Source organism: Deltaproteobacteria bacterium (genome assembly GCA_016874755.1).
Lineage (GTDB): Bacteria > Desulfobacterota > Binatia > UBA9968 > UBA9968 > DP-20.
In genome coordinates, this window is sequence record VGTH01000021.1 from 33,046 (window position 1) to 56,600 (window position 23,555).

The 23,555-nt window shown below is 57.8% G+C and carries 22 protein-coding genes; 12 read left to right on the plus strand and 10 right to left on the minus strand.

The window, feature by feature from the left end; all coding sequences use genetic code 11:
- Positions 1–108: 108 nt before the first annotated feature.
- Positions 109–1,176, minus strand: coding sequence for a DUF2278 family protein (locus FJ145_14110; GenBank protein ID MBM4262549.1), 1,068 nt, complete (start codon positions 1,174–1,176; stop codon positions 109–111).
- A gap of 139 nt (positions 1,177–1,315) precedes the next feature.
- Between FJ145_14110 and FJ145_14115 the strand changes: the two genes are divergently transcribed.
- Entirely contained in the window at positions 1,316–3,079 is a 1,764-nt protein-coding gene (locus tag FJ145_14115; GenBank protein ID MBM4262550.1) for an adenine deaminase, read from the plus strand.
- Between the two features lie 7 nt (positions 3,080–3,086).
- Here FJ145_14115 and FJ145_14120 read toward each other — a convergent pair whose 3' ends face one another.
- Positions 3,087–3,488 (minus strand): polymer-forming cytoskeletal protein, encoded by a 402-nt coding sequence (locus FJ145_14120; protein ID MBM4262551.1) that lies wholly within the window; start codon positions 3,486–3,488, stop codon positions 3,087–3,089.
- A 166-nt stretch (positions 3,489–3,654) separates the two neighbouring features.
- On the opposite strand from FJ145_14120, the gene FJ145_14125 reads away from it, so the two are divergent.
- A complete protein-coding gene (locus tag FJ145_14125; protein ID MBM4262552.1) occupies positions 3,655–5,118 on the plus strand; it encodes a UbiD family decarboxylase in 1,464 nt (487 codons plus the stop codon).
- A gap of 8 nt (positions 5,119–5,126) precedes the next feature.
- On the opposite strand, the gene FJ145_14130 is transcribed toward FJ145_14125, so the two are convergent.
- Positions 5,127–5,327 carry a helix-turn-helix domain-containing protein gene (locus FJ145_14130; GenBank protein MBM4262553.1) on the minus strand — a complete coding sequence of 67 codons (201 nt, stop codon included), beginning with the start codon at positions 5,325–5,327 and terminating at the stop codon, positions 5,127–5,129.
- 326 nt (positions 5,328–5,653) lie between these two features.
- On the opposite strand from FJ145_14130, the gene FJ145_14135 reads away from it, so the two are divergent.
- The 9 genes from FJ145_14135 to FJ145_14175 all read left to right on the plus strand — a co-directional run bounded on the left by FJ145_14135 (position 5,654) and on the right by FJ145_14175 (position 16,280).
- Positions 5,654–6,088: a hypothetical protein gene (locus FJ145_14135; protein ID MBM4262554.1), complete on the plus strand. Its 435-nt coding sequence runs from the start codon at positions 5,654–5,656 to the stop codon at positions 6,086–6,088.
- Positions 6,089–6,116: 28 nt separating this feature from the next.
- Positions 6,117–7,700: a UbiD family decarboxylase gene (locus tag FJ145_14140; GenBank protein ID MBM4262555.1), complete on the plus strand. Its 1,584-nt coding sequence runs from the start codon at positions 6,117–6,119 to the stop codon at positions 7,698–7,700.
- A gap of 2 nt (positions 7,701–7,702) precedes the next feature.
- Positions 7,703–8,818, plus strand: a complete 1,116-nt coding sequence (locus FJ145_14145; protein MBM4262556.1) for a cupin domain-containing protein — start codon at positions 7,703–7,705, stop codon at positions 8,816–8,818.
- 64 nt (positions 8,819–8,882) lie between these two features.
- Positions 8,883–10,130: an extracellular solute-binding protein gene (locus tag FJ145_14150; protein MBM4262557.1), complete on the plus strand. Its 1,248-nt coding sequence runs from the start codon at positions 8,883–8,885 to the stop codon at positions 10,128–10,130.
- 25 nt (positions 10,131–10,155) lie between these two features.
- Positions 10,156–11,271 carry an extracellular solute-binding protein gene (locus tag FJ145_14155; GenBank protein ID MBM4262558.1) on the plus strand — a complete coding sequence of 372 codons (1,116 nt, stop codon included), beginning with the start codon at positions 10,156–10,158 and terminating at the stop codon, positions 11,269–11,271.
- A 106-nt stretch (positions 11,272–11,377) separates the two neighbouring features.
- Positions 11,378–12,847, plus strand: a complete 1,470-nt coding sequence (locus tag FJ145_14160; GenBank protein MBM4262559.1) for a UbiD family decarboxylase — start codon at positions 11,378–11,380, stop codon at positions 12,845–12,847.
- Positions 12,837–13,955, plus strand: coding sequence for a hypothetical protein (locus tag FJ145_14165; GenBank protein ID MBM4262560.1), 1,119 nt, complete (start codon positions 12,837–12,839; stop codon positions 13,953–13,955). Before FJ145_14160 ends, FJ145_14165 begins: the two co-directional genes overlap by 11 nt.
- Positions 13,956–14,022: 67 nt before the next feature.
- Positions 14,023–15,771: an iron ABC transporter permease gene (locus tag FJ145_14170; protein ID MBM4262561.1), complete on the plus strand. Its 1,749-nt coding sequence runs from the start codon at positions 14,023–14,025 to the stop codon at positions 15,769–15,771.
- A 230-nt stretch (positions 15,772–16,001) separates the two neighbouring features.
- Positions 16,002–16,280 (plus strand): hypothetical protein, encoded by a 279-nt coding sequence (locus FJ145_14175; GenBank protein ID MBM4262562.1) that lies wholly within the window; start codon positions 16,002–16,004, stop codon positions 16,278–16,280.
- A gap of 238 nt (positions 16,281–16,518) precedes the next feature.
- Here the strand turns inward: FJ145_14175 and FJ145_14180 are convergent, their stop codons facing one another.
- The 5 genes from FJ145_14180 to FJ145_14200 all read right to left on the minus strand — a co-directional run bounded on the left by FJ145_14180 (position 16,519) and on the right by FJ145_14200 (position 21,348).
- Positions 16,519–17,622: a hypothetical protein gene (locus FJ145_14180; GenBank protein ID MBM4262563.1), complete on the minus strand. Its 1,104-nt coding sequence runs from the start codon at positions 17,620–17,622 to the stop codon at positions 16,519–16,521.
- 97 nt (positions 17,623–17,719) lie between these two features.
- Positions 17,720–18,478 carry a BON domain-containing protein gene (locus FJ145_14185; GenBank protein MBM4262564.1) on the minus strand — a complete coding sequence of 253 codons (759 nt, stop codon included), beginning with the start codon at positions 18,476–18,478 and terminating at the stop codon, positions 17,720–17,722.
- Positions 18,479–18,649: 171 nt separating this feature from the next.
- Positions 18,650–19,390, minus strand: a complete 741-nt coding sequence (locus FJ145_14190; GenBank protein MBM4262565.1) for a UbiD family decarboxylase — start codon at positions 19,388–19,390, stop codon at positions 18,650–18,652.
- A gap of 130 nt (positions 19,391–19,520) precedes the next feature.
- Positions 19,521–20,315, minus strand: coding sequence for a hypothetical protein (locus FJ145_14195; GenBank protein ID MBM4262566.1), 795 nt, complete (start codon positions 20,313–20,315; stop codon positions 19,521–19,523).
- Between the two features lie 115 nt (positions 20,316–20,430).
- Positions 20,431–21,348 carry a dihydrodipicolinate synthase family protein gene (locus FJ145_14200; GenBank protein ID MBM4262567.1) on the minus strand — a complete coding sequence of 306 codons (918 nt, stop codon included), beginning with the start codon at positions 21,346–21,348 and terminating at the stop codon, positions 20,431–20,433.
- Positions 21,349–21,504: 156 nt separating this feature from the next.
- Here FJ145_14200 and FJ145_14205 point away from each other — a divergent pair, with 156 nt between their 5' ends.
- Entirely contained in the window at positions 21,505–22,020 is a 516-nt protein-coding gene (locus tag FJ145_14205; GenBank protein MBM4262568.1) for a peptidyl-prolyl cis-trans isomerase, read from the plus strand.
- 185 nt (positions 22,021–22,205) lie between these two features.
- On the opposite strand, the gene FJ145_14210 is transcribed toward FJ145_14205, so the two are convergent.
- Together FJ145_14210 and FJ145_14215 are read right to left on the minus strand one after the other, a co-directional pair.
- Entirely contained in the window at positions 22,206–22,418 is a 213-nt protein-coding gene (locus FJ145_14210; protein ID MBM4262569.1) for a hypothetical protein, read from the minus strand.
- A gap of 71 nt (positions 22,419–22,489) precedes the next feature.
- A complete protein-coding gene (locus tag FJ145_14215) occupies positions 22,490–23,521 on the minus strand; it encodes an ornithine cyclodeaminase family protein (protein MBM4262570.1) in 1,032 nt (343 codons plus the stop codon).
- Positions 23,522–23,555: the final 34 nt, after the last annotated feature.

Sequence of the window (23,555 nt, forward strand, 5' to 3'; positions counted from 1 at the left end):
ATAGTGTCGCTGGAGCTGCGGGCGCCTCGCTGGCTAAGGCGATTGCAGGCGCGAGCAAAAAGAAGAAAAGAGCAAGCGTTCTAAGCATCGGTACGTTGATGGTCGTGTCTACGTGTTGAATCTAACATAGCGGCCTTCCTCTTTGGCGTCCTCTTGTGAATAAGTGACCGCATGAATCTGCACGCCCTGTTTGTTCTTGAGGCGAATCGTGCCGCCTTTGTTACCCAGCTGTGCCGACCGTCCGGAAAGCAGCACCAGCCGGGATTTGCCGGGCGGCAGCGACAACGCCGCGATGGTTTCAGCGTTGTCGTTCTTGTCGACGAGACTCCAGCCGCTAAGATCGACGGGCGCGGAAGTGGTGTTGCCGAGGACAATCGATTCTTTTTTGGTGTCGGTGCCGGGCGGATTGACCAGCGCGCGCTCGATGTAGACGGCGGGGTTGGCTATTGGTGGCGGCGCCTGCGGCGGTTCGGTCCCCGGCGCGCTGCCCGGCGGGATGGGTTGCGCGTTTGGCAGCGGGTGGCCGGTGCTATTGTCGGTCGGCAGCCACTGGGTTTGAAAGCGCAGCATCAGCGCGACAAAGCGCGTTGGGAATCTCAATATCAGACCGCCGTCTTGAAAAACACCGTTGTCTTTCGCGAATCGGCCCGGGTGCGGGTTGCCCTGGTTCATGTGAATATCGTGCACCCCTTGCGTTGTATTCATCTCTCCATCGATGGGTCTAGGGCTGAAGGCTTCGCCCGGCTCGGGGAATCTGGCACCGAAGGCGAAAATTTCTCCGTTCTGGGCTTTGAGCTGTTTGAGATAAGCGATCAGCATGTCCTGCAGATCGTCATTCTCTCCCGGACGCGTGGAAGGAACGGCGACACCCGTGGGCCAATCGAAGAGCGGCGCGCGCAGATAGTCGACAGCTGTCGACGCCGAACGGGATGGCGCGGGCAGCAGAGTAAAGCCGCTCGCCACCTGAGGCAAGTTGGCCAGCAACGGGTGGCTCTGGAGCGGGTCGACTCGATGAAAAATCAGAAACGATTGGTCGGCCGAGAGCACGTTGACCGGCACGCGCCAGGCTTTGTTCTGGCCGTCGATGACTTTGATTTGTAGATGCGGTGTGTCGAGATCGTCTTCGCGCTTGAAGATATCGATCTTGCCGCGCAGGACGCCGTACGCTAGTGCCATGTTCCGAGACTCCTGTCTCGTGCAATCAACATCACGGCGATCCTAACACATTGTTTAGTTATCGCTGCAAGAAGATTTGCGACAAAACGACAAAAACCATGCTTGGTAACGGCGGAATCTTCATGTTACAAAGCGTCGCATGATTTGCAGCAAGAAAAACCTCGCGCGATTGGTTCGCGGCGCGATGGGTGAGATTCCGGCCGATGTGATTCTGCGCGGCGGCAAACTCGTCAATGTTTATTCCGGAGAAATCCTCGACGGCATGGAAATCGCGGTCATCGACGAACGGATTTGCTATGTCGGCCCCAGCGCGGAGCATGCGCGTGGCGCGCAGACCGAAGTCGTCGAGGTGAACGGTCGCTACCTTGCGCCCGGTTTCATCGATGGCCACACGCACGTCGGCCATTACGCCCGGCCGTTCGAGAACCTGCAATCGTTCATCGCCTGCGGCACGACGGCACTAGTCGCCTCGTGCGACGAGGCGGCGAGTGTCTTCGGCTACCGCGGCTTGCAGTTTTTTCTCGACGAGGTCGCGGCGCATCCGCTGCGCGTTTACACGCTGGTGTCGATGACCGCGCCGCAGGACCCGTTGTTGTGCAGCACCGCGACGTTTAGCGATGAAGAGATAGCCGCGGCGCTGACCGATCCACGGGTGTTGGGAATGGGGGAGATCGTCTCTTGGCTGCGCTTGTTACAATGCGACGCAGAGATTCTCCGGCGCATCGAGCTGGCAAACGCCAATGGGCAGCTCATCCACGGCCACACCGCGGGGGCGCGCGATCGCAAGCTTTGCGCGGTGGCGGCGACGGGCATCTCGTCGTGCCACGAGCCGATTCAACTGGAGGATGCCATCGAGCGGCTGCGCTTGGGCTACTGGACGATGCTGCGGGAAGGCTCGCTGCGCCAAGACCTCGAAGCGACGCTCAGGCCTTTGCTCGACACCGGCGTGAATTTGAGCCGTTTGATTCTCGTCACCGATAGCATGACGCCCGACGACGTCGCTGAGCGCGGTCACATGGACAACGTCGTGCGCCGGGCGATCGAGTGCGGCTTGTCGCCGCTGCGAGCGATTCAATCGGTCACGCTTCGTCCGGCGACCTATTCCGGTATCGCGCAGGATGTCGGCGGCATCGCGCCCGGGCGCTTTGCCGATATCGTCTTGATCGACGATCTGGAGCGCTGTCATGTCGAGCGGGTCATGGTGGGCGGCAAGTGGGTGGCGGATAAAGGCGTGTCGCAGGTGAAGAATGAGCCCATCTCGGTGCCGCCGGAATTTCTAAATGGACTCAGCGTCGGCGCAAAGGTTTCGCCCGAGACTTTTAAGATCAAATGCCAGACTGCCAATCCGAAAATTCGCGTCATGGAGCTGGTCAACCAGACGATTACAGCGGAGCGGATTGTCGAAGTAGCAGCGCCCGCGGCGCACGTCGAAGCCAATCTCTATGACGATCTTCTCAAGGTGGCGATGTTCGACCGGCACCGCAGCGTCGGCGCGGCTTTCGGTTTTCTAAAAGGCTTGGGCATTAAAGTGGGCGCAGTCGCCACGACCGTAAACCTGGACGAAAACAGTCTGCTGGTCGTCGGCGCCAACGACCAAGACATGGCGCGTTGCGCCAACGTTCTGCTCGATTGCGGCGGCGGTGTGGCGATCGTCGAGGGCGGCCAAGTGTTGGAGCGACTCGACTTGCCGGCGGGCGGGATTTTTTCGCTCCATCGCTGGCAGCAGGTTGCTAAGCGGCTAGCACGGGCTCAACAGGTGCTGCGCGAACAGGGCTCGCCGTTTGACAAGCCGCTGTTCGCGCTTAGTTTTCTTCCCTTTGTGACCTTGCCGGCGTTGCGTATTACCGCGCGCGGTTTAGTCAACGCGAAGGAGCGTAAAATTGTCTCGCTAATCGTGGAATGAGACGAACTTAGGATACGCCTTCTTTCTTGGCGTCCTGGCGCAGCGGCAGCACGCGGCCCTCTTTTTTCATCGAGATGTGGCCTTCGAGAACGGCGCCGTCACCGATCACCAGACTTTGTGCCACGACATCGCCGACGACGGATCCCGGCGGTTGGACTTCCAGCCGTTTTTCGGCCTGCACATCGGCCATCACTTTACCTTGGACAAGAATAGAAGTGGCAGTGATTTTCCCTTTGATGGTAGCCTGCTGTCCCACCGTGATGTTGGCTTGAGCGACAATCTCGCCTTCGACTTCGCCCTCAATGACAGCGGGGCCGTCAAAATGCAGCTTGCCATTGATCTTCGTACCGGGGCCGAGATAAGCGCCTACGTCTGCTGGAATGCCTGCTGGTCTTGTTGCTTCTGCCATAAATCTCCCCTTTCTAAGCGGTGACAATAGCTATAGGCTGAAACTCGGATTTTGTCTACGATTTGCGCCAAGAAATTTACATTGCTTTGCGTCGTGCTGGCGCCCTCTGCTATAAATATTTTTCCACAATAAAATCAGCGCTTTTTGGCGTGGAGGAAACCACCAGATGTTGATTCAGGATTTGCGGGATTTTCTCGACTTGTTGGACGAGCACGAGGAGCTGCAGCGAGTTTCTGCGCAAGTCGATTGGAATCTCGAAATGGGCGCGATCACGCGTCGCTGCTACGACCTCGGCACCGGCGCGGCGCTGTTTGAGAACGTTAAGGGGTACCCCAAAGGCTTTCGTGCCCTCGGCGCGCCGCTGGGCACGAGTCTGCGGCGCGGCCATTCGCTATTCGCGCGCACGGCCCTGGCATTGGGCATGAAGCCGGTGGCTTCGCCCAAGGAGATCATGCAGACCTATCTCGAGCGCAAAGAAAAATTACTCAAGCCGATCGTCGTCAATACCGGGCCGTGCAAAGAAAATATCTTGCGCGGCGACGACGTCGACGTGCTCAAGTTTCCCATCCCGCTGATTCACGGCGGCGACGGCGGCCGCTACATCGGCACGTGGCACACCGTGATCACCAAAGATCCCGACAGCTCATGGGTCAACTGGGGCATGTATCGCTTGATGGTACATGACCGCAACACCTTAGGCTGTCTGTTCCCGGCGCAGCAGCATATCGGCCAGATGTACCAAAAATATGAGGCGATGAATAAGCCGATGCCGGTGGCTGTGGCGATCGGCGGGCAGCCGGTGATTCCGATCGTTAGCTGCGTGATGATTCCGCCCCACGTCAGCGAAGTCGAAGTGGCCGGGGCGCTGCAGGGTGCGCCGATTCCTTTGGTCAAATGCGAGACCGTCGATCTCGAAGTGCCGGCGTCGGCTGAAATTGTTTTGGAAGGCGAGGTGCTGCCGCACGAGCGCATGGTCGAAGGACCCTTCGGCGAATACATGGGCTATGAAGCCGGCAAATCGTCGCCGAAACCGGTCATGAAGATCAACGCCATCACTTATCGCAACGATCCAATCCTACCGTTTTCCAACATGGGCATGCCGGTGCATGAAGGCCAAACCGCCACCGCGCTCATCAAAGGGGCAGAAATCTACGGCGAGCTAAAGAAGTTGGGAATCCCCGTCAGGGGAGTCTACTGCCCGCCACACGCGGTGGGCCATATGGTGGTGGTTTCCACGGAAGTGCCGTTTATCAACTTTGCGCGCCGCGTGGCGCATGCGATTTGGGCAACCAAGCCGGGCTTGTTTGTTTACTACATCGTTGTCGTCGAGCCCGACGTCGATCCCACTGATATGGATCAGGTGCTGCACGCCATGACGACCAAGTGCCACCCGGTGAACGGCATTCACCCTGTGCCGCATATTCCAGGCTTTCCCGTTTTGCTGCCGTTCTTACCGCCGAAGGAGCGCTTAAGCGGCGACGCGGCGGGAGTGATTTTCGATTGTACCTGGCCAAAGGACTGGCCAGAGGAATCCATCCCCGTCAAAGCGAGTTTTGAAAACCTCTGGCCTAAAGAATTGCAAGAAAGAGTTTTGACGAACTGGGAGACCTACGGATTCAAAAAATCATAGCACTCTGACTAGTGGGCTTTCAGCGTGCCGTTTTCTTCTTCTTGTACCCATTCATTGAAGCGGCTTTCGAGAATGCGCCATTGACCGCCGACTTTGAAGGCGGGGATGTCGCGATGCTGGATCATGCGATGCAGCGTGCGCTTTGAGATCTTCAAAATCGTCGCCGCCTCGGCAAGGGTGAGCAATTTAATCGTTTCGATGTTTTCCATTTATAGACCTCCCGCAGCGCCGAGAGTGAGCAACGCCTATGCCAGTGGGCGCTCCCGACACGGCGTGAACAACCGTTGATAAGTTAACGCTCTTCAGTCAAGCCAAGGCATTTTCCAACCTGCAAGACTGCGCAAATTCCGGCAATACCCATGGCGGTGCTGACAAAGTTGGAAAGCCAGTGCGCGCTGCGGCGCACGGCAAAGCTGCCGTTGGAGCACGCGAATCCGCGTTGCGTCAGGCCCGCCGGGTAAATTGCTTGACATATTAAATATTGCACTATAAAGCTTTTTACACTGCCTCAATTTAATCGTTAAATCGAGAACTTGTGAAAATGTTTCGCTGCAAGTTTATTGCGTTGAAAACTGTCGCTTTGATTCTCTTTACGCTTGTGACCGGGGCCCTGCTGCCACAGGCGGCAGCGCAAAATCGGGCGACTCCGGTGCCAGACTGGGACAAGCTCGTCGAAGCGGCGCGCAAAGAAGGTGGAGTCACGATTGCAATTCCTGCCAGCGTCGAGTTGCGCAAGCAGCTCGAAGAAAATTTCAAAAAAAGATTCGGCATCGAAGTCGAAGTGTTCACTTCGCGCGCCAAAGGCCGCGCCGCGGTGATGATCGGCCTCACATACTATTCGTTTCTCCCTTTCATAAAAGCCGGGTTGCCGATCAAACCGCTGCCGACGTTCAGAGAAGGCACCTACGGTACCGGCGGCAGTGGTAGCCGGCGGCGAAGTTTGCGCAGGCACTCTTGCGCTAGTCAGTGATTTCACAGCCACGGAGGAGGCAATCTGCATGGCACGCGAATATTTCACTGATTTTCGCGACTATCTAAGCGCGCTGGAAAAGCTCGGCAAGCTGCATCGCTGGCAGCGCGCGGTCAACAAAGACACGGAATTGATGCCGCTCATGCGGCTGCAATATCGCGGCATCGGCGACGAGCAACGCCAGGCGTTTTTGTATGAAAACGTGACCGACAGCAGGGGCGTGCAGCATGAGCTTCGCGTCGCCACCGGAGTCTACGGGTCGTCGCGGCCGATTGCCGCGTTGGGTTTAGGGTGCGACGAGCCGCTGGAGATCTACGAGAAGTGGCGCAACGCCTTGGCCAAACCGATCGAGCCGCGCAAGGTGCAATCCGCACCGGTGCAGGAACTCGTTTACACCGGCGAGGCGCTGAAAAAATTCGGCGTCACCGGGTTGCCGGCGCCGGTGGAAGAGCCCGGCTTTAGCGGCGGCATCCGCGCCACCGCGCCATTTATCACGGTCGATCCGAAGGACGGCGTGCGCAACGTCGGCATGTACAGCGGCCATTTTCGCAGCGAGCATCATCTGATCGCCGGCATTGCGCCGGTGCACCATGCGATGCTCTATCATCACCGCAGCGCAGCAGCAAAAAAGGAATCGTTGCCGGTGGCGATCGTGCTGGGTTCGCTGCCGGACGTCACTTTCGTTTCGGCAGCCAACTTGCCCTACGGCGTCGATGAGCTGGCCGTCGCCGGCGGCCTTCGCGGCCGGCCAGTGGACGTCGTGCCGTGCAAGACGATCGCCCTCGATGTGCCCGCCGACGCCGAGATTATCATCGAAGGCGAAATCTCCATCGATCGCAAAGAGCGCGGCGAGCCGTTTAGCGACTATCCCGGTTACTTGATGGTTGAGCGCGAACCCCGTGCGGTGATTGACGTGACCGCAATCACCATGCGGCGCAACGCGATCTTTACGGCGATTCTGGTCGGCCTGCCGCCCAGCGAATCCAACGGCATCTCGCGCACCTGCCGGGAGATGATGCTGTACAATTTTCTGCGCTACAGCTGCGCCATGCCGGAAGTGCTCGAAGTCGCCTGTCCTGAAATGGGCGGTGGCTGGAACTGGTGGGTGATTCGGATGAAAAAAAGCCATCCGAGCAAACCCAAACAAGCGCTGCACGCGGCGTCAGGCATGGACCCGACGAGTAAAATGATCATCGTCGTCGACGAGGATATTGACCCCAAAGATCCCGAAATGGTCATGTGGGCGATGAGCTTCGCCATGCAGCCGCATCAAGACGTCGAGATCAGCACCGGCCGCTCGCCGCTGCTCGATCCGTCGGCTCATTCGCTGATGCGCGGGCGTGAGGAAAGAAGTTTTCCAGGAGCGGTCGGCTGTTCCGGTTTGTTGATCGATGCGACCCGCAAAGGGCCGTTTCCGCCGGTGGGCCTGCCGAAGAAATCCTACATGGAGAAGGCGCTGAAGATTTGGCAGGAAGCCGAGATGCCCAAGCTCAATCTGAAGACTCCTTGGTATGGTTATCCGTTGGGTCTCTGGGATGAGGAGGATGATCGACTCGCCGAGAAGGTAACACAGGGGGAGTATTTTCAGCACAAGCAGCCGAAAGGACACTAGCCATGGCGAAGCGCAAAACCAGCTACGAGTTCTGGTTGGCAGAAGAGGGTATCCCGGTCGTCGACGGCTACGGCGTCACCGACGTCAGAGAGTTGACGCTCGGTCCATGGAAACGCACCGGCGGCAAAGGCGCGTACATCGAGCTCAATGGCATGGAAGGCTTCACCGGCATGTACGTCGGCGAGATTCCGCCAGGCGGCGCGCTCCATCCCGAGCATCATCTTTATGAAGAGCTGATCTACATCATTGAAGGCGTCGGCGCGACCGAGATCTGGTCGCCAGGGGATGAGAAGCGCAGGATGCACTTTGAGTGGCAGCAGGGGAGTCTCTTCGCGATTCCGCTCAACACGCGCCATCGCCTGATCAATGGCAGTAAAGAACCGGTGTTTTTTCTCGCGGTCACCAGCGCGCCGCTGATGATCGACCTGCTGCACAATCTGCCGTTCGTCATGGGCAGCGATTACAAGTTTGGCGATCGCTTCGATGCCGAGAGCGATTACTTTGTGCCGAAAAACACTCGCAAAGAGTTGGGCGGCTTCATCAATTGGGAGACCAACTTCATCGCCGACGCCCGCGGCGCGTTGGTCGATCCGTCGGAAGCCAAGGGCTTCGGCGTGAAGATCACTTCCTTCGACATGGGCGGCAGCACTCTCGTGGGCCACATCGCCGAATGGCCGGTGGGGCGCTATCACAAAGCGCATTTTCACCAGGGCGGCGCGATTCTTTTGATCCTGCGCTCCGAGGGCTACACGCTGATGTGGCCGCAGGAAGCAGGCCTGCGGCCCTATCGCAACGGCTTCGCCGATAAAGTCGTGCGCGTCGATTGGCGCGAGGGCAGCGTGTTGAGCCCACCGAGCGGCTGGTTCCATCAACATTTCAACACCGGCAAAGAACAAGCGCGCCAGTTGGCGTTTCGCTATAGCGGCCAGTCGGGAAAATATCTGCTCGGCTGTTGGCGCGCCATCAACAAAGAAGGCGTGCGCACCAGCACCCGCGAGGGCGGTACGTTGATCGAGTACGAGGACGAAGATCCGCAGATTCGGATCGATTTCGAAAACGCCATCAAAAAACTTGGCGTGCCGTCGGAAATGCCGCCGTTTAGCTACGCGGGGTTGTGAGGTGGAGAAATTAACCGCAAAAAGCGCAAAAGGCGCAAAATCGGAATCGGATTTATCTCGCGCAATGGCGCAAAGGACGCAAAGTTCGGAATCTGGAATTGTCTCGCGCGGAGGCGCAGGGGGCGCAGAGATTAGGATCGACTGTAGGGGCGGGTCTGAGACCCGCCCGCTGGACGAACTGATGCACAAACACCACTTTTTTGAGAAGGTCGCGGCCGTTGTCCTTTGGGTTATCTTTGTCCTCCCATTTGTTGCCTCTGGGCAAACGGCCAAGCCCAATTGGCAAGCGGAATGGGACAGGACCATCGAGCTGGCCAAGAAAGAAGGCAGAGTCGTCGTCTCGATGCCGGCCAGCAATGAGCTGCGAGCGGCGATCGAGAAGTCTTTTGAGAAACGCTACGGCATCGACGTCGAGCCGTTGGTGGGCCGGGCTTCTACTCTAGTGCGCAAGATGATCGAGGAGTCGAAGGCCGGCGTCCGTTACACGGATCTGCACATGGGTGGGAGTGAGTCGATCGTTACCGGGATGCTGCCGGAAAACATCCTCGACCCGCTTGAGCCCCACATGGTGCTGCCCGAGGTGAGAGATCCCAAACAGTGGTGGGGCGGCCATATCTGGGTCGATGGCGCGAAGAAATTTATCTATGGCAGCTTGGCCTACCAGACCATCAGTCTGTGGCACAACACGCAGATGATCAAAGCCGAAGAGGCGCGTTCCTTTGATGATCTGCTCGACGAAAAGTTCAAGGGCAAAATCGGCTATCTCGATCCGCGCACGCCCGGCTCCGGCGCCTCCATGTGGTCGTGGCTGCGCGAGATTAAAGGTGAAGAGTGGCTGCGCAAGTTTGCCGGCCAGAAGCTCGCGCTCAGCCGTGACCAACGCGTCCTGGCCGAGATCCTCGCCAAGGGTAAGCTCAGTGTCGCCATCGGCTTGACCTATTACTCCTATGCGCCCTTCGTCAAAGCCGGGCTGCCGGTCGAACCATTGTCAGTGCCTAAAGAAGGCGTCTATGTCAGCGGCGGCAGCGGTCACGTGGTCGCGCTCAAAAACGCGCCCCATCCAAACGCCACCAAACTATTCCTCAACTGGTTTTTGAGCCGTGAAGGCCAGGAAGTCTACACCCGGGCCATGCAGCAAGGGACGCGCCGCCTCGACGTCGACACGAAATCTCTGCGCGACGTGGGTGTGCTGGCGGCCAAGGATTACTTGACGCTGGAACAGTATTACAAGCGCGAGAATCAATCGGAAGACAAGATCACTCGTTTGCGCGAGCCCGCCGCCGCGCTGGCGCGGAAACTCCTCGATAGATAGAGAGAATTCTTTGGGAGAAAAAGATATGGCGACTATCCGCTCGATGGCACAGATGTTTTTCTTGGCCATGGCTTTTGCCGTTGGTTTGCCTTCGCAGAGCGCGGCGCAGTCCAAGGCAGCTGAGTGGGACAAAATCGTCGAAGCGGCAAGAAAAGAAGGCAAAGTAGTCGCTTCGATACCGCCGACGCCGGAGCTGCGCAAGCTCATGGAAATCGCCTTTACGCGCCGCTACGGCATCGCCACGGAATTTGTTCCGGCGCGCGGCGGCGCGGTGGTCCAGCGCATTATCAGCGAAGCCAAGGCGGGCACGAAATATTTCGATCTTCACATCGGCGGTACGGAGTCGGTCGTAACCGGCATGTTGCCGGAAAACATTCTCGACGAGGTCGATCCCTATCTGATTTTGCCGGAAGTGCGCGAACCCAAGCATTGGTGGGGAGGCCATATCTACATCGATAATGCCAAGAAGTACGTCTACAACTTCGTCGCTTATCAGACCGTGAGCCTGTGGAGCGACCCCAATCAATACAAGCCGAGCGAGTTTAAGTCCTTCGACGATTTATTGAATCCTAAATTAGCCGGCAAGATCGGTATCAGCGACCCGCGCACGCCGGGGTCGGGCTCGTCCATGTGGTCGTACATGCACCACATCAAGGGTGAAGAGTGGCTAAAGAAATTTGTCGCGCAAAAGCTGTTCATCACCCGCGACCTGCGCTTGCTGGCGGAGAACTTGGCACGCGGAAAAATCGCCGTCACCTCCGGCATCGGCTATTCGGAGTTCCAGCCGTTCATCAAGGCCAATCTGCCGGTGACGCCGCTGCCGGTGCCGAAAGAGGGGCTTTATATCAGCGGCGGCTACGGTCATCTGACGATTTTAAAAAACAATCCGCATCCCAACGCGACGAAGGTATTTGTCAATTGGCTGCTCAGCCGCGACGGTCAAGAAACCTTTGCCCGCGGCATGGGCGTCGGCAGCCGGCGTCACGAGATCGATACCAAATGGTTGCGCGAGTACGGCGTCATCGCCGCGAAGGATTTTTTGCAGCCGGCGGAGTTTCACAAGTACGAAAATCAATCGGAGGAGAAGATTAACAAGATCCGAGAGCCGGCGGCGGCGTTTGCGCGGAAACTTCTTGGGTGAGCCCGCGCGTTGCGCGGCGCCCTCACCTGAATCCTCTCTCAGAGGGAGAGGAAGCGAGAATCGGCAGCGGTCGCAGTCTTATCGTACCTATCATGAGGTTCCACACATGGCATTTGCAGACCTGCGCGACTGGATTGACGATCTCGACGAGCGGCGCGATTTAAAGCGCATCAGCGCCGAGGTCGACTGGGACGAGGAGATCGGCGCGATCACACGCGAAGTCTCATCCCACGAAGGGCCGGCGCTGCTATTCGAAAACATCAAAGGTCACGAAAATACCTTCTGCCATCGTCTGTTCACCAACGGTACCGGCACGCGCGAGCGGGTTTGCCGCTTTATCGGTGTGCCGGAATCAACCTCCTACCGCGATATGGTGCCGATCTTCAAAGATCGTTTCTCCCGACCGGTGAAGCCGGTCAACGTCGCCAGCGGTCCGATCAAAGAAAATATCTTGCGCGGCAAGGACATCGATCTCGATCAGATGCCGGTGCCGAAATGGAATCCCCTCGACGGCGGCCGCTATATCATGACCTCGGCAACGGTGGTCACGCGCGATCCCGACACCGGGGTGCTCAACGGCGGCACGTATCGCGGCATGATCACCGGTAAGAATACCATCGGTGTGTTGCTGGCGATGACGCAGGGTTGGGGCAAACATTTCAGCAAGTACAAAGCGCGTAATCAGGAGATGCCGGTGGCGGTTGTCATCGGCTGGGATCAGACTCTGTTTCTCGCCGCGTCGACGCCGGTCAATTACCCCGAATACGAGATGGCTGGTTCGCTGCGCGGCGCCCCGGTGGAGTTGGTGCAGTGCGAGTTGAGCGATCTACTCGTGCCTGCCAGCGCTGAGCTGGTGCTCGAAGGTTATGTGTCGCCGGATCCGAAAACCCACACCCTCGAAGGCCCGTTCAGCGAGTATCCGGGTTACTACGGCGGCAGCAAATCGCCCAAACACACGATTCGCGTCGAATCGATCAGCTATCGCAACGATCCGATTTTTCACGGTTGCTTAACCGGGGCGAGCCCAGGTCGGACTAACGAAGGGACGACCTGGACGCCGGCGACATTTTCGGCGATGGCCTGGCACTATCTGGAACAGGCTGGCGTGCCCAATATTACGGGAGTCTGGCGCGGCAAGTGGCCCGAGACCATGCGCGTGCAGATTCGTAAATCTCACCGCGGCCATGCCCAGCAAGTCGCCAACGCGCTGTGGGGTTGCCACCTCGGCAATTATGCCGCTAAGCACGTCATCGTCGTCGATGAAGATATCGACATTCACGACTGGGAAGCCATCGAGTGGGCGCTTTGCTATCGGGTTAACGCGGGGCTTGGCGATGTGTCGTTTTTCGCCGGTACCGGCGGCTCCATGCTCGATCCGAGCGTGCCATTGGAAGATCGCAATTCGGTGAAATATGGCCATGGCTCGTGGACGCGCATGTTGATCGATGCGACGATCAACTGGCAGCTCCAGCCCCAGGAGCAATACGGCGGCAACCGTTATCCGGCCGTCGGCACAGCCATCTCCGACCCCATGACCGAACGTATCAAGCGACGCTGGAAGGAATATGGATTCTAAGTTGCCGTCGATTCAGCCGTCACTCAGAGCGAAGAGCCCCTATGAGCGCTTCGTCAGCGGTGAAGGCGTGCCGGTGGTTACGGACTTTGGTGTTTCTTCGATCCTCGCAGTCAAGATGGCACCCTGGCGCCGCCTGGGTTGTGACGGGGCTTACTTCCTATTCTACGGCTCCGACGGCGTGCTCGGCTTGTGCGCAGGGAAAATTCCGCCCGGTGGCACGACGCTTCCCGAACGCCACCTCTACGAAAAAATGATCTACATGTTTCAAGGGGAGGGCGTCGCCGAGTTTCAACAACGCGATCAGGTGCCGCGCAGTATTCTCTGGCGCGCCGGCAGTTTGTTTTCGCCGCCGCTGAACACGCTGCATCGGCTGATGAATCAGTCGGATCAGCCGGCGTTGTTTCTAGCGGTGACAACCGCGCCGGTGGCGCTCGATCACTATCGCAACGAGCAATTTGTTTTTCACAACGAGTTTTCGTTCAACGAGCGCTTCGATGGCGACCTGGGCTATTTCGAATCGCGCGATGGCCGCTTTCTCGGCTTGAGCCAGCGTGAATGGGTCCACCAGTCCAACTTTATTCCCGACGTGCCGGCGCTGGCGCATCCCGGCGGCAGAAAGCGGCGCGTCAAGATCGCCCGGTTCGAGATGGCGAAGAATAGTTTGATCGGCCAACTGGTCGAGTGGCCGGTGGGACGCTATCGCAAGGCGCACTGCCGCAGCGGCGGCGTGGTGTTGGTGATTCTGCGCTCATCGGGGTATTCGCTCATGTGGCCGAGCCATCTGGGCACCCAGCCCTACAAGAATGGTTTGTCCGACCAAGTGGTGCGATTGGATTGGGCACCCGGCAGTGTTTTTAGCCCGCCGCCCAACTGGTTCCACCAACACTTCAACATCGGCGCGGAGCCGGCGCAGACCCTGGCTTTTTTTTGCGGCAGCGAAGAGTTTCCTCTCAGCCGGCGCAATGACGGCGCCAACGCCGTGGCCAATCCCGGGAGCTTGCATGAGCTTCATGGCGACGATCCATCGATCCGCCGCATGTATGAAGATGAGTTGGCCAAGAACGGTATCTTGCCAAAGCGTCGGACCGCCAACGCGATCGCCGAATAGCGCCAGCAAGCAGTGATTGACGAGTCGCGCCTTCCTCCGTATAACTGCGTAACAACGCAGGTACTTCATGAGTGAAAAATCCCAAGTCTTAGAACCCGCCGGCGTGTTGGAGCGGCCGGCGGTGCTCCGTTCGCGGTTCATTCACATGCCGCCGCCGTTGGTGATCGTGCTGATCGTGGTGGTGGGCTTCTTGGTGCTGACGCCGTTGTTCTTGATGATCCTCAATAGTTTTCAAACCGCCCGCCCCGGGCAGCCGATTATCTGGGGCATCGACGGTTGGATCAAAGCGTTTACCACGCCGGGCATCGTCAAGGCGATGACCAACACCGTGACGCTGGCGGTGACCCGGCAAGCGATTGCGCTCTTGATCGGCGCTTTCTTTGCCTGGCTGGTGGCGCGCACCGATATCCCAATGAAGGGCACGCTGGAGTTTCTTTTCTGGCTCTCGTTTTTCCTCCCGGCGCTGCCGGAAACCATGGGTTGGATTCTCCTGCTCGATCCTAAGTACGGTCTGCTCAATCAGGGCTTGATCAGCACCGGCTTGATCAGCCAGCCGATCTTCAACATCTATTCCTTTTGGGGCATCGTCTGGGCCCACATGGGCGGCTCGGTCAGCGTCAAAGTCATGCTGCTAGCGCCGGCGTTTCGCAATCTCGACGCGGTGCTGGAGGAGGCTTCGAAGATTTCCGGCGCCAGCGGTGCCCACACGTTTTTTCGTATTGTCATTCCGGTCATGATGCCGGCGATTCTGGTGACGACCATCTTAGGACTGATTCGCTCGTTGGAAGCTTTCGAGATCGAGCTTCTGCTCGGCACGCCGATTGGCTTGCAAGTCTACTCGACCAAGATCCATGAGTTAGTGACCTGGGAGCCGCCCCAGTTTGCTCCGGCCATGGCGCTCAGCACGGTGTTTTTAGGCGTGCTGCTGTTGATGGTTGCGCTGCAGCGTAAATACATTGGCAAACGCAGCTACGAAACGATTACCGGCCGTGGTTTTAGCATTCGTCCGACGCCGCTCGGTAAGTGGCGCTGGCCGGCGTTTTTTCTGGTGTTGTTCTTTGCGGTGTTCATTACGCTGGTGCCGACGACGTTGTTGGTCTTGGGCACGTTCATGAAGCTCTTCGGTTTTTTCAATATCGCCGAGCCCTGGACGCTGGATAATTGGCGCGCCACGTTGAGTGATCCCGTGTTGATGCGCTCGCTATGGAATACCTTGGCGATCGGTATCGGCTCCGGTCTTATCGGCGTGTTGTTTTTCTCGGTGATCGCTTACGTGGTGGTGAAAACCCGCTATGCCGGCCGCGGCCTGTTGGATTTTCTTTCCTGGCTGCCTTGGTCGGTGCCGGGCATTCTGCTCGGGGTGGCCTTGCTCTGGACCTTTTTGCAAACCAAAATCTTTCTGCCGATCTATGGCACGATCTACATTCTGATGATCGCCATGGTGATCAAAAGCATGCCCTTTGGCACACAGATGATCAAAAGCGTCCTGATTCAATTGGGCACTGATTTGGAAGAGGCGTCGAAGGTCTGCGGCGCCACCTGGCTGCATACCTTTCGCCGCGTTGTCATGCCGTTAATCACGCCAGCGATGGTGACGGTCGCCTTGGTTGGGTTTATTTCCGCCGCACGGGACATCAGCACGGTGGTTTTGCTGGGCTCTGGTAAGTCGCGCACGTTGTCTTTGTTGATGCTAGACTTCGCCGCCGGCGCGGAATTCGAAAAGGCCACGGTGGTGGCGGTGATCATCGTCGCCCTGGTGGTGGGTGCCGCGCTCATTGCTCGCGCCCTGGGCGGACAAGTAGGCGTGCGCGAATAGCGGGCGTTGTCGCCCAGCCGCTTGCTTGACGCTTCGCAGCGCACTCTGCTAACTTGTTATCTAGCAAAACGCTGGTTCAGCGAGTGCTTCTTGGCAAGTCCGAAACAAGTTATCCGCCTCTCCGGCGCGAATTAAGGAGTATCGCGTCTCCCAGCTTTAGGTGTTTTTCGTTGCCCGTGACGAGGATGCGTCTAAGGATACTAGGACGGTCCTAAAATGGTGGCAAGGTCATGAAGACATTAGCACTCTACGCAGTGGCAGCGATGTTGTACGTTGTCGGTGGGGCGATGATGAAATATTCCCTTGGTTTGACTCGCTGGCAACCGACGCTGGCTTTGATCGGCGCCATCTCGATTGGCGCTTTGATCCAAGCCTGGGCCATGCGCCACGAGGACCTCGGGGCAAGTTACACCGTTGTGCTCGGCTTGGAAGCGGCTCTGGCTTTGGCAGCCGCGTTGTATTTTTTCGATGAACGGCTGACTTTCAAGGCCGCTACGGGAATCGTTTAGTCCTCTCGGGAATTGTTCTGCTGCGCGTGCCCTAGCAGGAATTGGCTTCTCCGCTATTTGATTCTCCAGCCATTGTCGCGATCGTCGTGGTGCGCCACATCGTGGTCGCCCCGGGTATCCGTCAGACGGTCGGTTAAGTCTTTGATCTTGGCCATCTGCAGGTCGGCCTCGGCGCGCAGCAAGGTCTATTTTGAAGACCAGCTGCCAATTTCGCTCTGCAGTCTGGTGTTCTCGGCAGTCAAGGCGGCTGACGAAGCCCCGTTAGTCGAGTGCGCAAGCTGCTCCTGCGCGGCTGCGCATTTGGCTTCAGCTTCGCGCCACTTGGCACGCCATTCGTCTTGCAGGAAACTTGCAGTGGATAGGTGGTCTTTAAGTTAGCAGCTTCTTGCTCAGCTCTGGCCACGCGCTCAACTAGCTCGTCTTGATTTTCAAGCCTGGCCGGTGCGCGCTGCGCCGCCGCCTGCAGCTGTTCAAGCAAGCTCTCTTTTTCACGGGTCAGAGAGCTGATGTGTGACTGAGTTTCATTGGCCTGCGCTTCAAACTGGGCCATGCGGTTTGCCAGGGTTGCCGCTTCGCTCTGCCATTTGCTTTTTTCGTGGTCGCTGTTCGAGGCGTTTTGCAGCCGCGCTTGCAGCGCCTCGATCTCGCTCTGCGCACGAGCCTGTTTAGCCTCGCTTTCGTGCCACTTGTCGCGCCACTCATTTTGCACGGCTTCGGCGCTCCCCATGTCAGCGCGCAGCGCCGCCAACTCCCGCTGGGTGGCGGCCAGGCGCTCTTGCAGGCGCTGGTTTTCTTGCTGAGCGGTGGTCTGCTCGCGGCTCGTCTCGCGCAATCGATCGTATTCACTGGTGACCGCACTTAGGCGAATCCGTGTCTCGTTGGCCTGCGCTTCAAGGTTGGCGCTGCGCGTCGACGACTCGGCGAGTTTTTCCTGCGCCTCGCGCAGGTCGTTCTCCAACGCGGTGCTGCGCCGCGCCGCTTCATCGAGTTTGCCCGTCAAGGCTTCGCGCTCATTGGCTAAGCTCGCAAACTCATTGCGCAGTTTGCTCAGCTGTCCTTCCAAGGCGGCGGTTGCTTCCCGCGATTGGCCTTCAATGGCGCTGATCTTGTTGGACCACGTCTCGTCAGCTTCACGATGTTGTACCGCCAGGGTCTCGTAGTCATGTTTGTAACGGTCGATGTCAGACTGCAGGCCGGTCAGCAGGGACGCCTTGGCCGCGGCAACCTGGTGTTGTGCCTTCAACTGACTGTTTTCATTTTTGAGCGCTTCTAAGCGCGCTTCCCAACCGATCACCATTTCGCTGGCCTTTTCCTCCTTGTTCCAGGCGCGCAAGAGGTACATAAGAAACGCTCCTAGAGCCGCTGCCAGCAACAAGCAAAACCAAATGTGTTGAACTAGATAGAACACGAGAACTCCTTTCTGTTCGCCCCCGTTGTGTTCACCGTGAGATCACGTTGAAATCGATGCGCCGGTTCTTCTTCATCCCTTCGGGAGTAGCGTTGTCGGCGATGGGCTTGTTCGGGCCATGTCCGACGACCACCAAGCGGTCCGCGGGTATGCCCTTTACGATCAAGTAATTTGCAACCTCCTGGGCGCGGTTTTTGCTCAACGCAATGTTGGCCTCCAAAACGCCGATTGGGTCGGTGTGTCCGCTGATCTCAATTTTCACGCTGGGACATTTTCGCGCAACTTCGACCAATCCGTCAAGTAGCGGCAAGCTTGCCGGCTGAATCGCGTACCAACTCGGTTCAAATTGAATCTGCTGGTTGCGCAACGCCGCGTTAAATTCTTCTTGACACTCGGTTGCGGCGGAGGTCGGTGGAGCGGCGGGCGGCGGCACTATAGCAGCGTTGGCGCGTGCCACCTCAAGCAGATTGGTCACGGTATGGACCCCGTAGGTATGGTTAGCAACCAGGTTCGCGTCGCGCTTCGCTCTCTCGCTGGTTACTTGACCGCGCAGGGTAATTTCGCGGCCGTCGGCGCTGATGACAAGATTTCTGATGGGGATTGAAGCGAGCGCGTTTTTAGTGCGCAGCCACAAATCCTCCTGGATGGAATCGCGTCTGGTTTGTGCCGCATAGAGGGCGAGTAAAAAACAGCCGAGCGCCGCAGCACTAAAGGCGAGAAGGTTCTTCATCGGTTTCCTTGGAAAATGTTCAAAAACTTGCGGATCATAACACTTCCGGCTGTCTATCATCTTGGGCGCATGAGTCAAGCCTCCCGTAAAGATTCGCTTATCTTTTGGGGAGTTATCGTGGTCCTGGGGATACGAAATCAGCGTCTCGGACCGAGGCGCCTACCGGGCGGCATCGATGGGCAGCAGGGGGTGTCAGCCAAACTAAAAATCTACTTTAATTCTTCTTGCCATTTATTTGAAATCTTTTCCTTTACCTGCAGGAATCGGCAGGCCGGTGAGCTCGCCACGAATCACGTCTGTCGGCTTGCCGCGCAGGCCGCCGTAGTAGTCTAATCCAGACATGCCGTAGGGCATCGACTGCCCGGCGACGAGAAACAACAGCGGGTCCTGGCCGAAGGTGACGACCACCGGGCAGTTCTTGCCCTTCTCCCAATACTTTTCCCGCATGATGCGCGCGTGGTGTCCGGGCGAAACGTAAAGGCCGAGAGTGTTTTTGTCGTGCACCTGGACGCTATAGATGCCGACGTCGACCCAGCCGCCTGCTTCGGGCTCGCCGGTGATCACGCAATCGGCGGTGCCAATGTAGCGGCCGCCGTCGAGCTCGTGCCAGTGCGGCGCCGGGAACATGAGCATGTCGACGTCGGCGCCGCTTTTGACGTTGTCCAAAATCAGCCCGCTCGACACCACCCGTGGCGGCATCGGCTTGACGCCTTTCAGCAACTCTTTCCAGCGCGCGATCAGCTCGATCGGTTTGGCGTCGGGCGGCATACCGTCGGTCAAACTCGAACGGCTCGGGGTGTTGACCAGATTGGACGCGACGCGAAAGTTCGCCGGGTAGTCAGGAATTTGGTCGAAGAGCACTAGCGGAGAGGGCTCTTTGAAAGCGAACAGCTCGGTCAGCCCACCGATCTCAAGGTTCCAGTGCGCGCCGTGGATATCTTTGACCTGGCCCAATTCACGGGCGGCGTGGATGAATTAGCGTAAATCTTGGAATGGCATTGTGTGTTTAAATCATTCACCACGAAGGTCACGAAGAGCACGAAGGAAAGAGAAGAAATCCTTCTTCCGACCTTCGTATACTTCGTGGCGAGTCATTCTAAAATCAAAAATGTCCCAGCTCTTTGGAGTGATTGTAAATACCATCGTGAAACATCGCGACGCAGTCGGCGTTGGTCAAGCAGCAATATTCCGGCCCCCAGCCTGGGCGGTACCAGGTGTTGCCGTCTCGCAACAGCCGCTCGAAGACTTGCTGCGCCACTTCGCCGTGGGCCATCAGGCCGTCCAAGTGCTCATGCAAGTCGGCTTCTTCATGCACGGCGAAATAATGCAGGTCGGGCTCCTTGACGCCATATTTATTCAATAACGCATTGCGCCAGCGCGCCGCCCAGTGGCCGAACATTTCTTCGTTCAACGAGCGCGCCCACCACTCTATCATGCTGCCTTCGTAAACCAGACCGCGGGCGAATTCCGTGAGCGCGCGGCACTCGGCAAAGACTTGGCAGTTGACCATCTCGTCGCGCGATACACCGAGAAATTCTCCCTGCTCGATCAGCACCTCGATGTGGCCGGGGATTCTCGGGTTGACGAGCTCATCGCTGATCTTGCCGACGTAGGGCGCCAGCAGATCGCGATGGCGCGCAAAGATGCCTTGATGGCGCTGGTAGATGATCAGGTGAAAATTGTTTACTTCCACCGGGTAGCTGTACCAATGGCGCCAAAAGAGCTTAAGCGTCTCCATTGGCAGCTTGCCGGCCTCGAGATCGCGCATGAACGCGCCGCCGAAAATTTTTCCATTCCAGCGCGCGTACATGCGCGACTTGAGCGCGTCGGTGTAAGCCTTTGCCTCGGCGGGCGAAAGCTGCTTGCCAATTTCTAATGGAATGGGTTCCTGATTCATTTGCTAGTCCCAGCGTAGGGTGGGTTGAGCGCTAGCGAGACCCATCGTTTTTCGGCGGTGGGTATCGGCTGGTTGCCTCAACCCACCCTACGATTTCTGAGGAACGTTTGGCCGCTTAGGCTTTGAACCCCGCGTTTGCGAGTCCTTGTTTCAGATCGGCGACGTCCTTTTCTGAGAACGGCGGCGTTGCCCAGCGCGGGAAGCGTTCCACCGGCAGGCCGCGCAGCTTCATCAACTCGCAGAACACGCCGCGGCCATGGCTGCGCAGATATTTGCCGACCACCTGCATGATGCGGGTGAGCAGATCGTGCTGCTGCTGTGCCGTTTTGAGATCGCCGGATTTCAGCGCCTCGTACATCTTAACGCAAATTTCCGGAAACGGAGTCGTCGGCGGGTGGATGGCGCCGCGCACGCCGACCGAGTAGCCGGAGTAGAGCGAGAAGATACCGCCGGGGAATACACCCACCGATTTCGGCAGCTGATAGACGTAGTTGAGCAATTTGTCGAAAGGAATGAATGAAACTTTGATGCCGGCCAGCGGATTGGGCGCGATCTCTTCGATGATTTTGTTGGCCTTCGCCGGCGTGATTTCCACCCAGGTGGTCTCGGTGTTGTCGTAGATGAACATCGGCGTGCCGGGCACTGACTTGGCGATGGCTTTGTAGTGGGCGTACACTTCCCAGTCGTCGTGCGGATAGTAGTAGGGCGGCACCACACCGATGGCGTCGACGCCGAGGCTGGCGGCGTGTTTGGCGAGATCGCAGGACGACAGCGTGTTCGCCGTGCCGATATGCATGACGATGGGGACCCGGCCTTTAACGCGGTTGACGATCTGCTCGGCAACTTTCTTGCGCTCGTCGATTTCCATCACCATGCCTTGGCCATGGGTGCCCAAGGGAAAAAAACCGTGCACGCCCGCATCCAAGTAAAAATCGATGATCGCATCGGTCGCTTTGTGGTCGATGGCACCATCATGTTTGAACGCCACCGGCATTGGCATCAGGATGCCTTCGATTTTTCGATCGCTCGCCATAACTGCTCCTTTCACTCCCACGAGACTTTGTTTGCCAACCCATATCGCATAGCCGCCTAAAAAAAAAGTTCCGGGTTCAAAGTTTCGGGTTGCGGATTTTCGCTCGGTTTTCGTCAGGAAAGATGTTAGACCGTACGGATCACACAGGAGGGGTTTATGGCAGAGACAAAAAATCCGATCGTCAATATGTCCACCAGCAAGGGCAATATCCGTATCGAGCTCGACGCCGCCAACGCGCCGATCACGACGAAAAACTTTGTCGACTACGTCAATGACGGCCACTACGACGGCTTAATTTTTCATCGTGTGATTCCTGGCTTTATGATCCAGGGGGGTGGCATGGACAGCGGTATGAATGAGAAGAAAAACAAAGCGCCGATTAAGAACGAAGCCGGCAATGGTTTGAAAAATGACCTCGGCACCATCGCCATGGCGCGCACCAACGTGGTCGACAGCGCGACGTCGCAGTTTTTCATCAACGTTAAGAACAACGATTTCCTCAATCACAAAAGCCAGTCACCGGCGGAGTTTGGCTATGCGGTCTTTGGCAAAGTGATCGGGGGCATGGAGGTGGTGCACTCCATAGAGAAAGTCCAGACCGGGCGAAAAGGTTATCACGACGACGTGCCGGTGGAAGCGGTGGTGATCAATTCAGCGAAACTTGAAGCGTAGTGTGCGCTGCGCGCGCCGTTCAAGTTTCAACGGGTTTGGAATTAGCCGCAAAAAACGCAAAAGACGCAAAATAGAAATCCGGATGTAGGGGCGCGATTGATCGCGCCCGCGTTATGGCAAGGGCCGCGCGGAAAAAATCCACGCGGCCCGTTTTTCTATTCGGGACGGATTGCAGAAACGGGTTTTCAACGAATCTGAAAGAGTTCCTGCCAAATTTTCTCGTAGCGCGGAAACTCTTTGAGGTCGTCGATGGACGGCATATGGGGCGTTGCTGGCCGGACTTTTTCCAAAGGTGCGACTTTGGGATGGGCCGGGGTCTCCCCGGCTTGAGCGTAGACGCGCTGGCCTTCCTCGCTGACGGCCCAACGGGCACACAGTAGCGCCGCGTTGGGGTTCATTTCGTCCTCCTTATCCACTTTAGACGCTGGGTGCTGCCAATGCCTTCGCAGTGCGAAGGGTCTTTCACTTGTTATTTGGTTCGCCGCCCGGAAAAATAATGCGCTGGAACTTGTTCACCGAGACTGCGCTGTTGAGCTAGCATGAAAGTTTTCCATGCCAGCGCGACAAACTCAATCGCCAGCCCATTGTTTTTGTAGACCGTGATCTGACGATCATCGGTTCGTCCCGGAGCCTTGCCCACGATCACGTCACCGATCTCGCAGACCCATTCCCAGAAAAGCGCGCCGGCATCGATGGCTCCAAAGATGTCGGCGGCGTGGTCCTGTTTGCTCTGTTCGATGGAGCCTAGGCCGACTAGACTCGCGCGCGCGAACGTTCGATTGTCCAATTCGCGCCGCGGAACTTTCCGGTCGCTGTTGACGATGGAGGTGAGGTGGCAGCCGGGCTTGAGCCAGTCGCCGTCGAGGACCGGTACCGAAGCATTGGTGCTGGCGAGCACAAGGTCGGCCTCTTCGACCGCCTGGCGCGCCGATTCGACGGGCGTCATCGATATTCCCAACTGCTTCGACATGCGCTGTGCAAAATCGCTGCGCCGAGATGACGTTGGACTGTAGACCCGCACCTTTTCGATTGGACGCACGGCGCAAACGGCTGCCAACTGGGTTTCGGCTTGATAGCCCGCACCGAGCAATCCGACGGTCTTGGCGTCGGCGCGCGCCAGATAGCGTGCTGCAACGCCGGTCTCGGCGCCGACGCGCATGCGCTGCAGCTCATGATCGTGGAAGATCGCTAGGAGTCCGGCAGTGTTCAAATCGAACAGCATGAAACTGCCAAACGATCGCAGCTCCGGCTTGTGCGCGCCAGTGCCGATCACGTCAGTCGTGACGCGCAGACCCATCACGCCGAGTTTGGGAATCGCGCCCTGAAAATGGCGCATCATGAACAGCGCATCGGGCGGCTGACTGTTGGCGTAGAATTGATGACGCGGGCGATTTTCGGCTTTGTCTTGATGCAGCTCGCGTAACGCCAGCTCAGCAACGTCGATGGCGTCGGTCATGGTCAGGAGTTGTTGGACGTCGTTGTCGGTGAGAAGTAAGGCCATGTTAGCAGACGAGGTTGATGTGAATTTGCAGGAG

What these genes read in the sequence shown, in the direction of transcription:
- FJ145_14110 (MBM4262549.1), bottom strand. Translation starts at nt 1,176, where the DNA reads ATGGCACTAGCGTACGGCGTCCTGCGCGGCAAGATCGATATCTTCAAG.
- FJ145_14115 (MBM4262550.1), top strand. Translation starts at nt 1,316, where the DNA reads ATGATTTGCAGCAAGAAAAACCTCGCGCGATTGGTTCGCGGCGCGATG.
- FJ145_14120 (MBM4262551.1), bottom strand. Translation starts at nt 3,488, where the DNA reads ATGGCAGAAGCAACAAGACCAGCAGGCATTCCAGCAGACGTAGGCGCT.
- FJ145_14125 (MBM4262552.1), top strand. Translation starts at nt 3,655, where the DNA reads ATGTTGATTCAGGATTTGCGGGATTTTCTCGACTTGTTGGACGAGCAC.
- FJ145_14130 (MBM4262553.1), bottom strand. Translation starts at nt 5,327, where the DNA reads ATGGAAAACATCGAAACGATTAAATTGCTCACCCTTGCCGAGGCGGCG.
- FJ145_14140 (MBM4262555.1), top strand. Translation starts at nt 6,117, where the DNA reads ATGGCACGCGAATATTTCACTGATTTTCGCGACTATCTAAGCGCGCTG.
- FJ145_14145 (MBM4262556.1), top strand. Translation starts at nt 7,703, where the DNA reads ATGGCGAAGCGCAAAACCAGCTACGAGTTCTGGTTGGCAGAAGAGGGT.
- FJ145_14150 (MBM4262557.1), top strand. Translation starts at nt 8,883, where the DNA reads ATGGCGCAAAGGACGCAAAGTTCGGAATCTGGAATTGTCTCGCGCGGA.
- FJ145_14155 (MBM4262558.1), top strand. Translation starts at nt 10,156, where the DNA reads ATGGCGACTATCCGCTCGATGGCACAGATGTTTTTCTTGGCCATGGCT.
- FJ145_14160 (MBM4262559.1), top strand. Translation starts at nt 11,378, where the DNA reads ATGGCATTTGCAGACCTGCGCGACTGGATTGACGATCTCGACGAGCGG.
- FJ145_14165 (MBM4262560.1), top strand. Translation starts at nt 12,837, where the DNA reads ATGGATTCTAAGTTGCCGTCGATTCAGCCGTCACTCAGAGCGAAGAGC.
- FJ145_14170 (MBM4262561.1), top strand. Translation starts at nt 14,023, where the DNA reads ATGAGTGAAAAATCCCAAGTCTTAGAACCCGCCGGCGTGTTGGAGCGG.
- FJ145_14175 (MBM4262562.1), top strand. Translation starts at nt 16,002, where the DNA reads ATGAAGACATTAGCACTCTACGCAGTGGCAGCGATGTTGTACGTTGTC.
- FJ145_14180 (MBM4262563.1), bottom strand. Translation starts at nt 17,622, where the DNA reads ATGTACCTCTTGCGCGCCTGGAACAAGGAGGAAAAGGCCAGCGAAATG.
- FJ145_14185 (MBM4262564.1), bottom strand. Translation starts at nt 18,478, where the DNA reads ATGATAGACAGCCGGAAGTGTTATGATCCGCAAGTTTTTGAACATTTT.
- FJ145_14195 (MBM4262566.1), bottom strand. Translation starts at nt 20,315, where the DNA reads ATGAATCAGGAACCCATTCCATTAGAAATTGGCAAGCAGCTTTCGCCC.
- FJ145_14200 (MBM4262567.1), bottom strand. Translation starts at nt 21,348, where the DNA reads ATGGCGAGCGATCGAAAAATCGAAGGCATCCTGATGCCAATGCCGGTG.
- FJ145_14205 (MBM4262568.1), top strand. Translation starts at nt 21,505, where the DNA reads ATGGCAGAGACAAAAAATCCGATCGTCAATATGTCCACCAGCAAGGGC.
- FJ145_14210 (MBM4262569.1), bottom strand. Translation starts at nt 22,418, where the DNA reads ATGAACCCCAACGCGGCGCTACTGTGTGCCCGTTGGGCCGTCAGCGAG.
- FJ145_14215 (MBM4262570.1), bottom strand. Translation starts at nt 23,521, where the DNA reads ATGGCCTTACTTCTCACCGACAACGACGTCCAACAACTCCTGACCATG.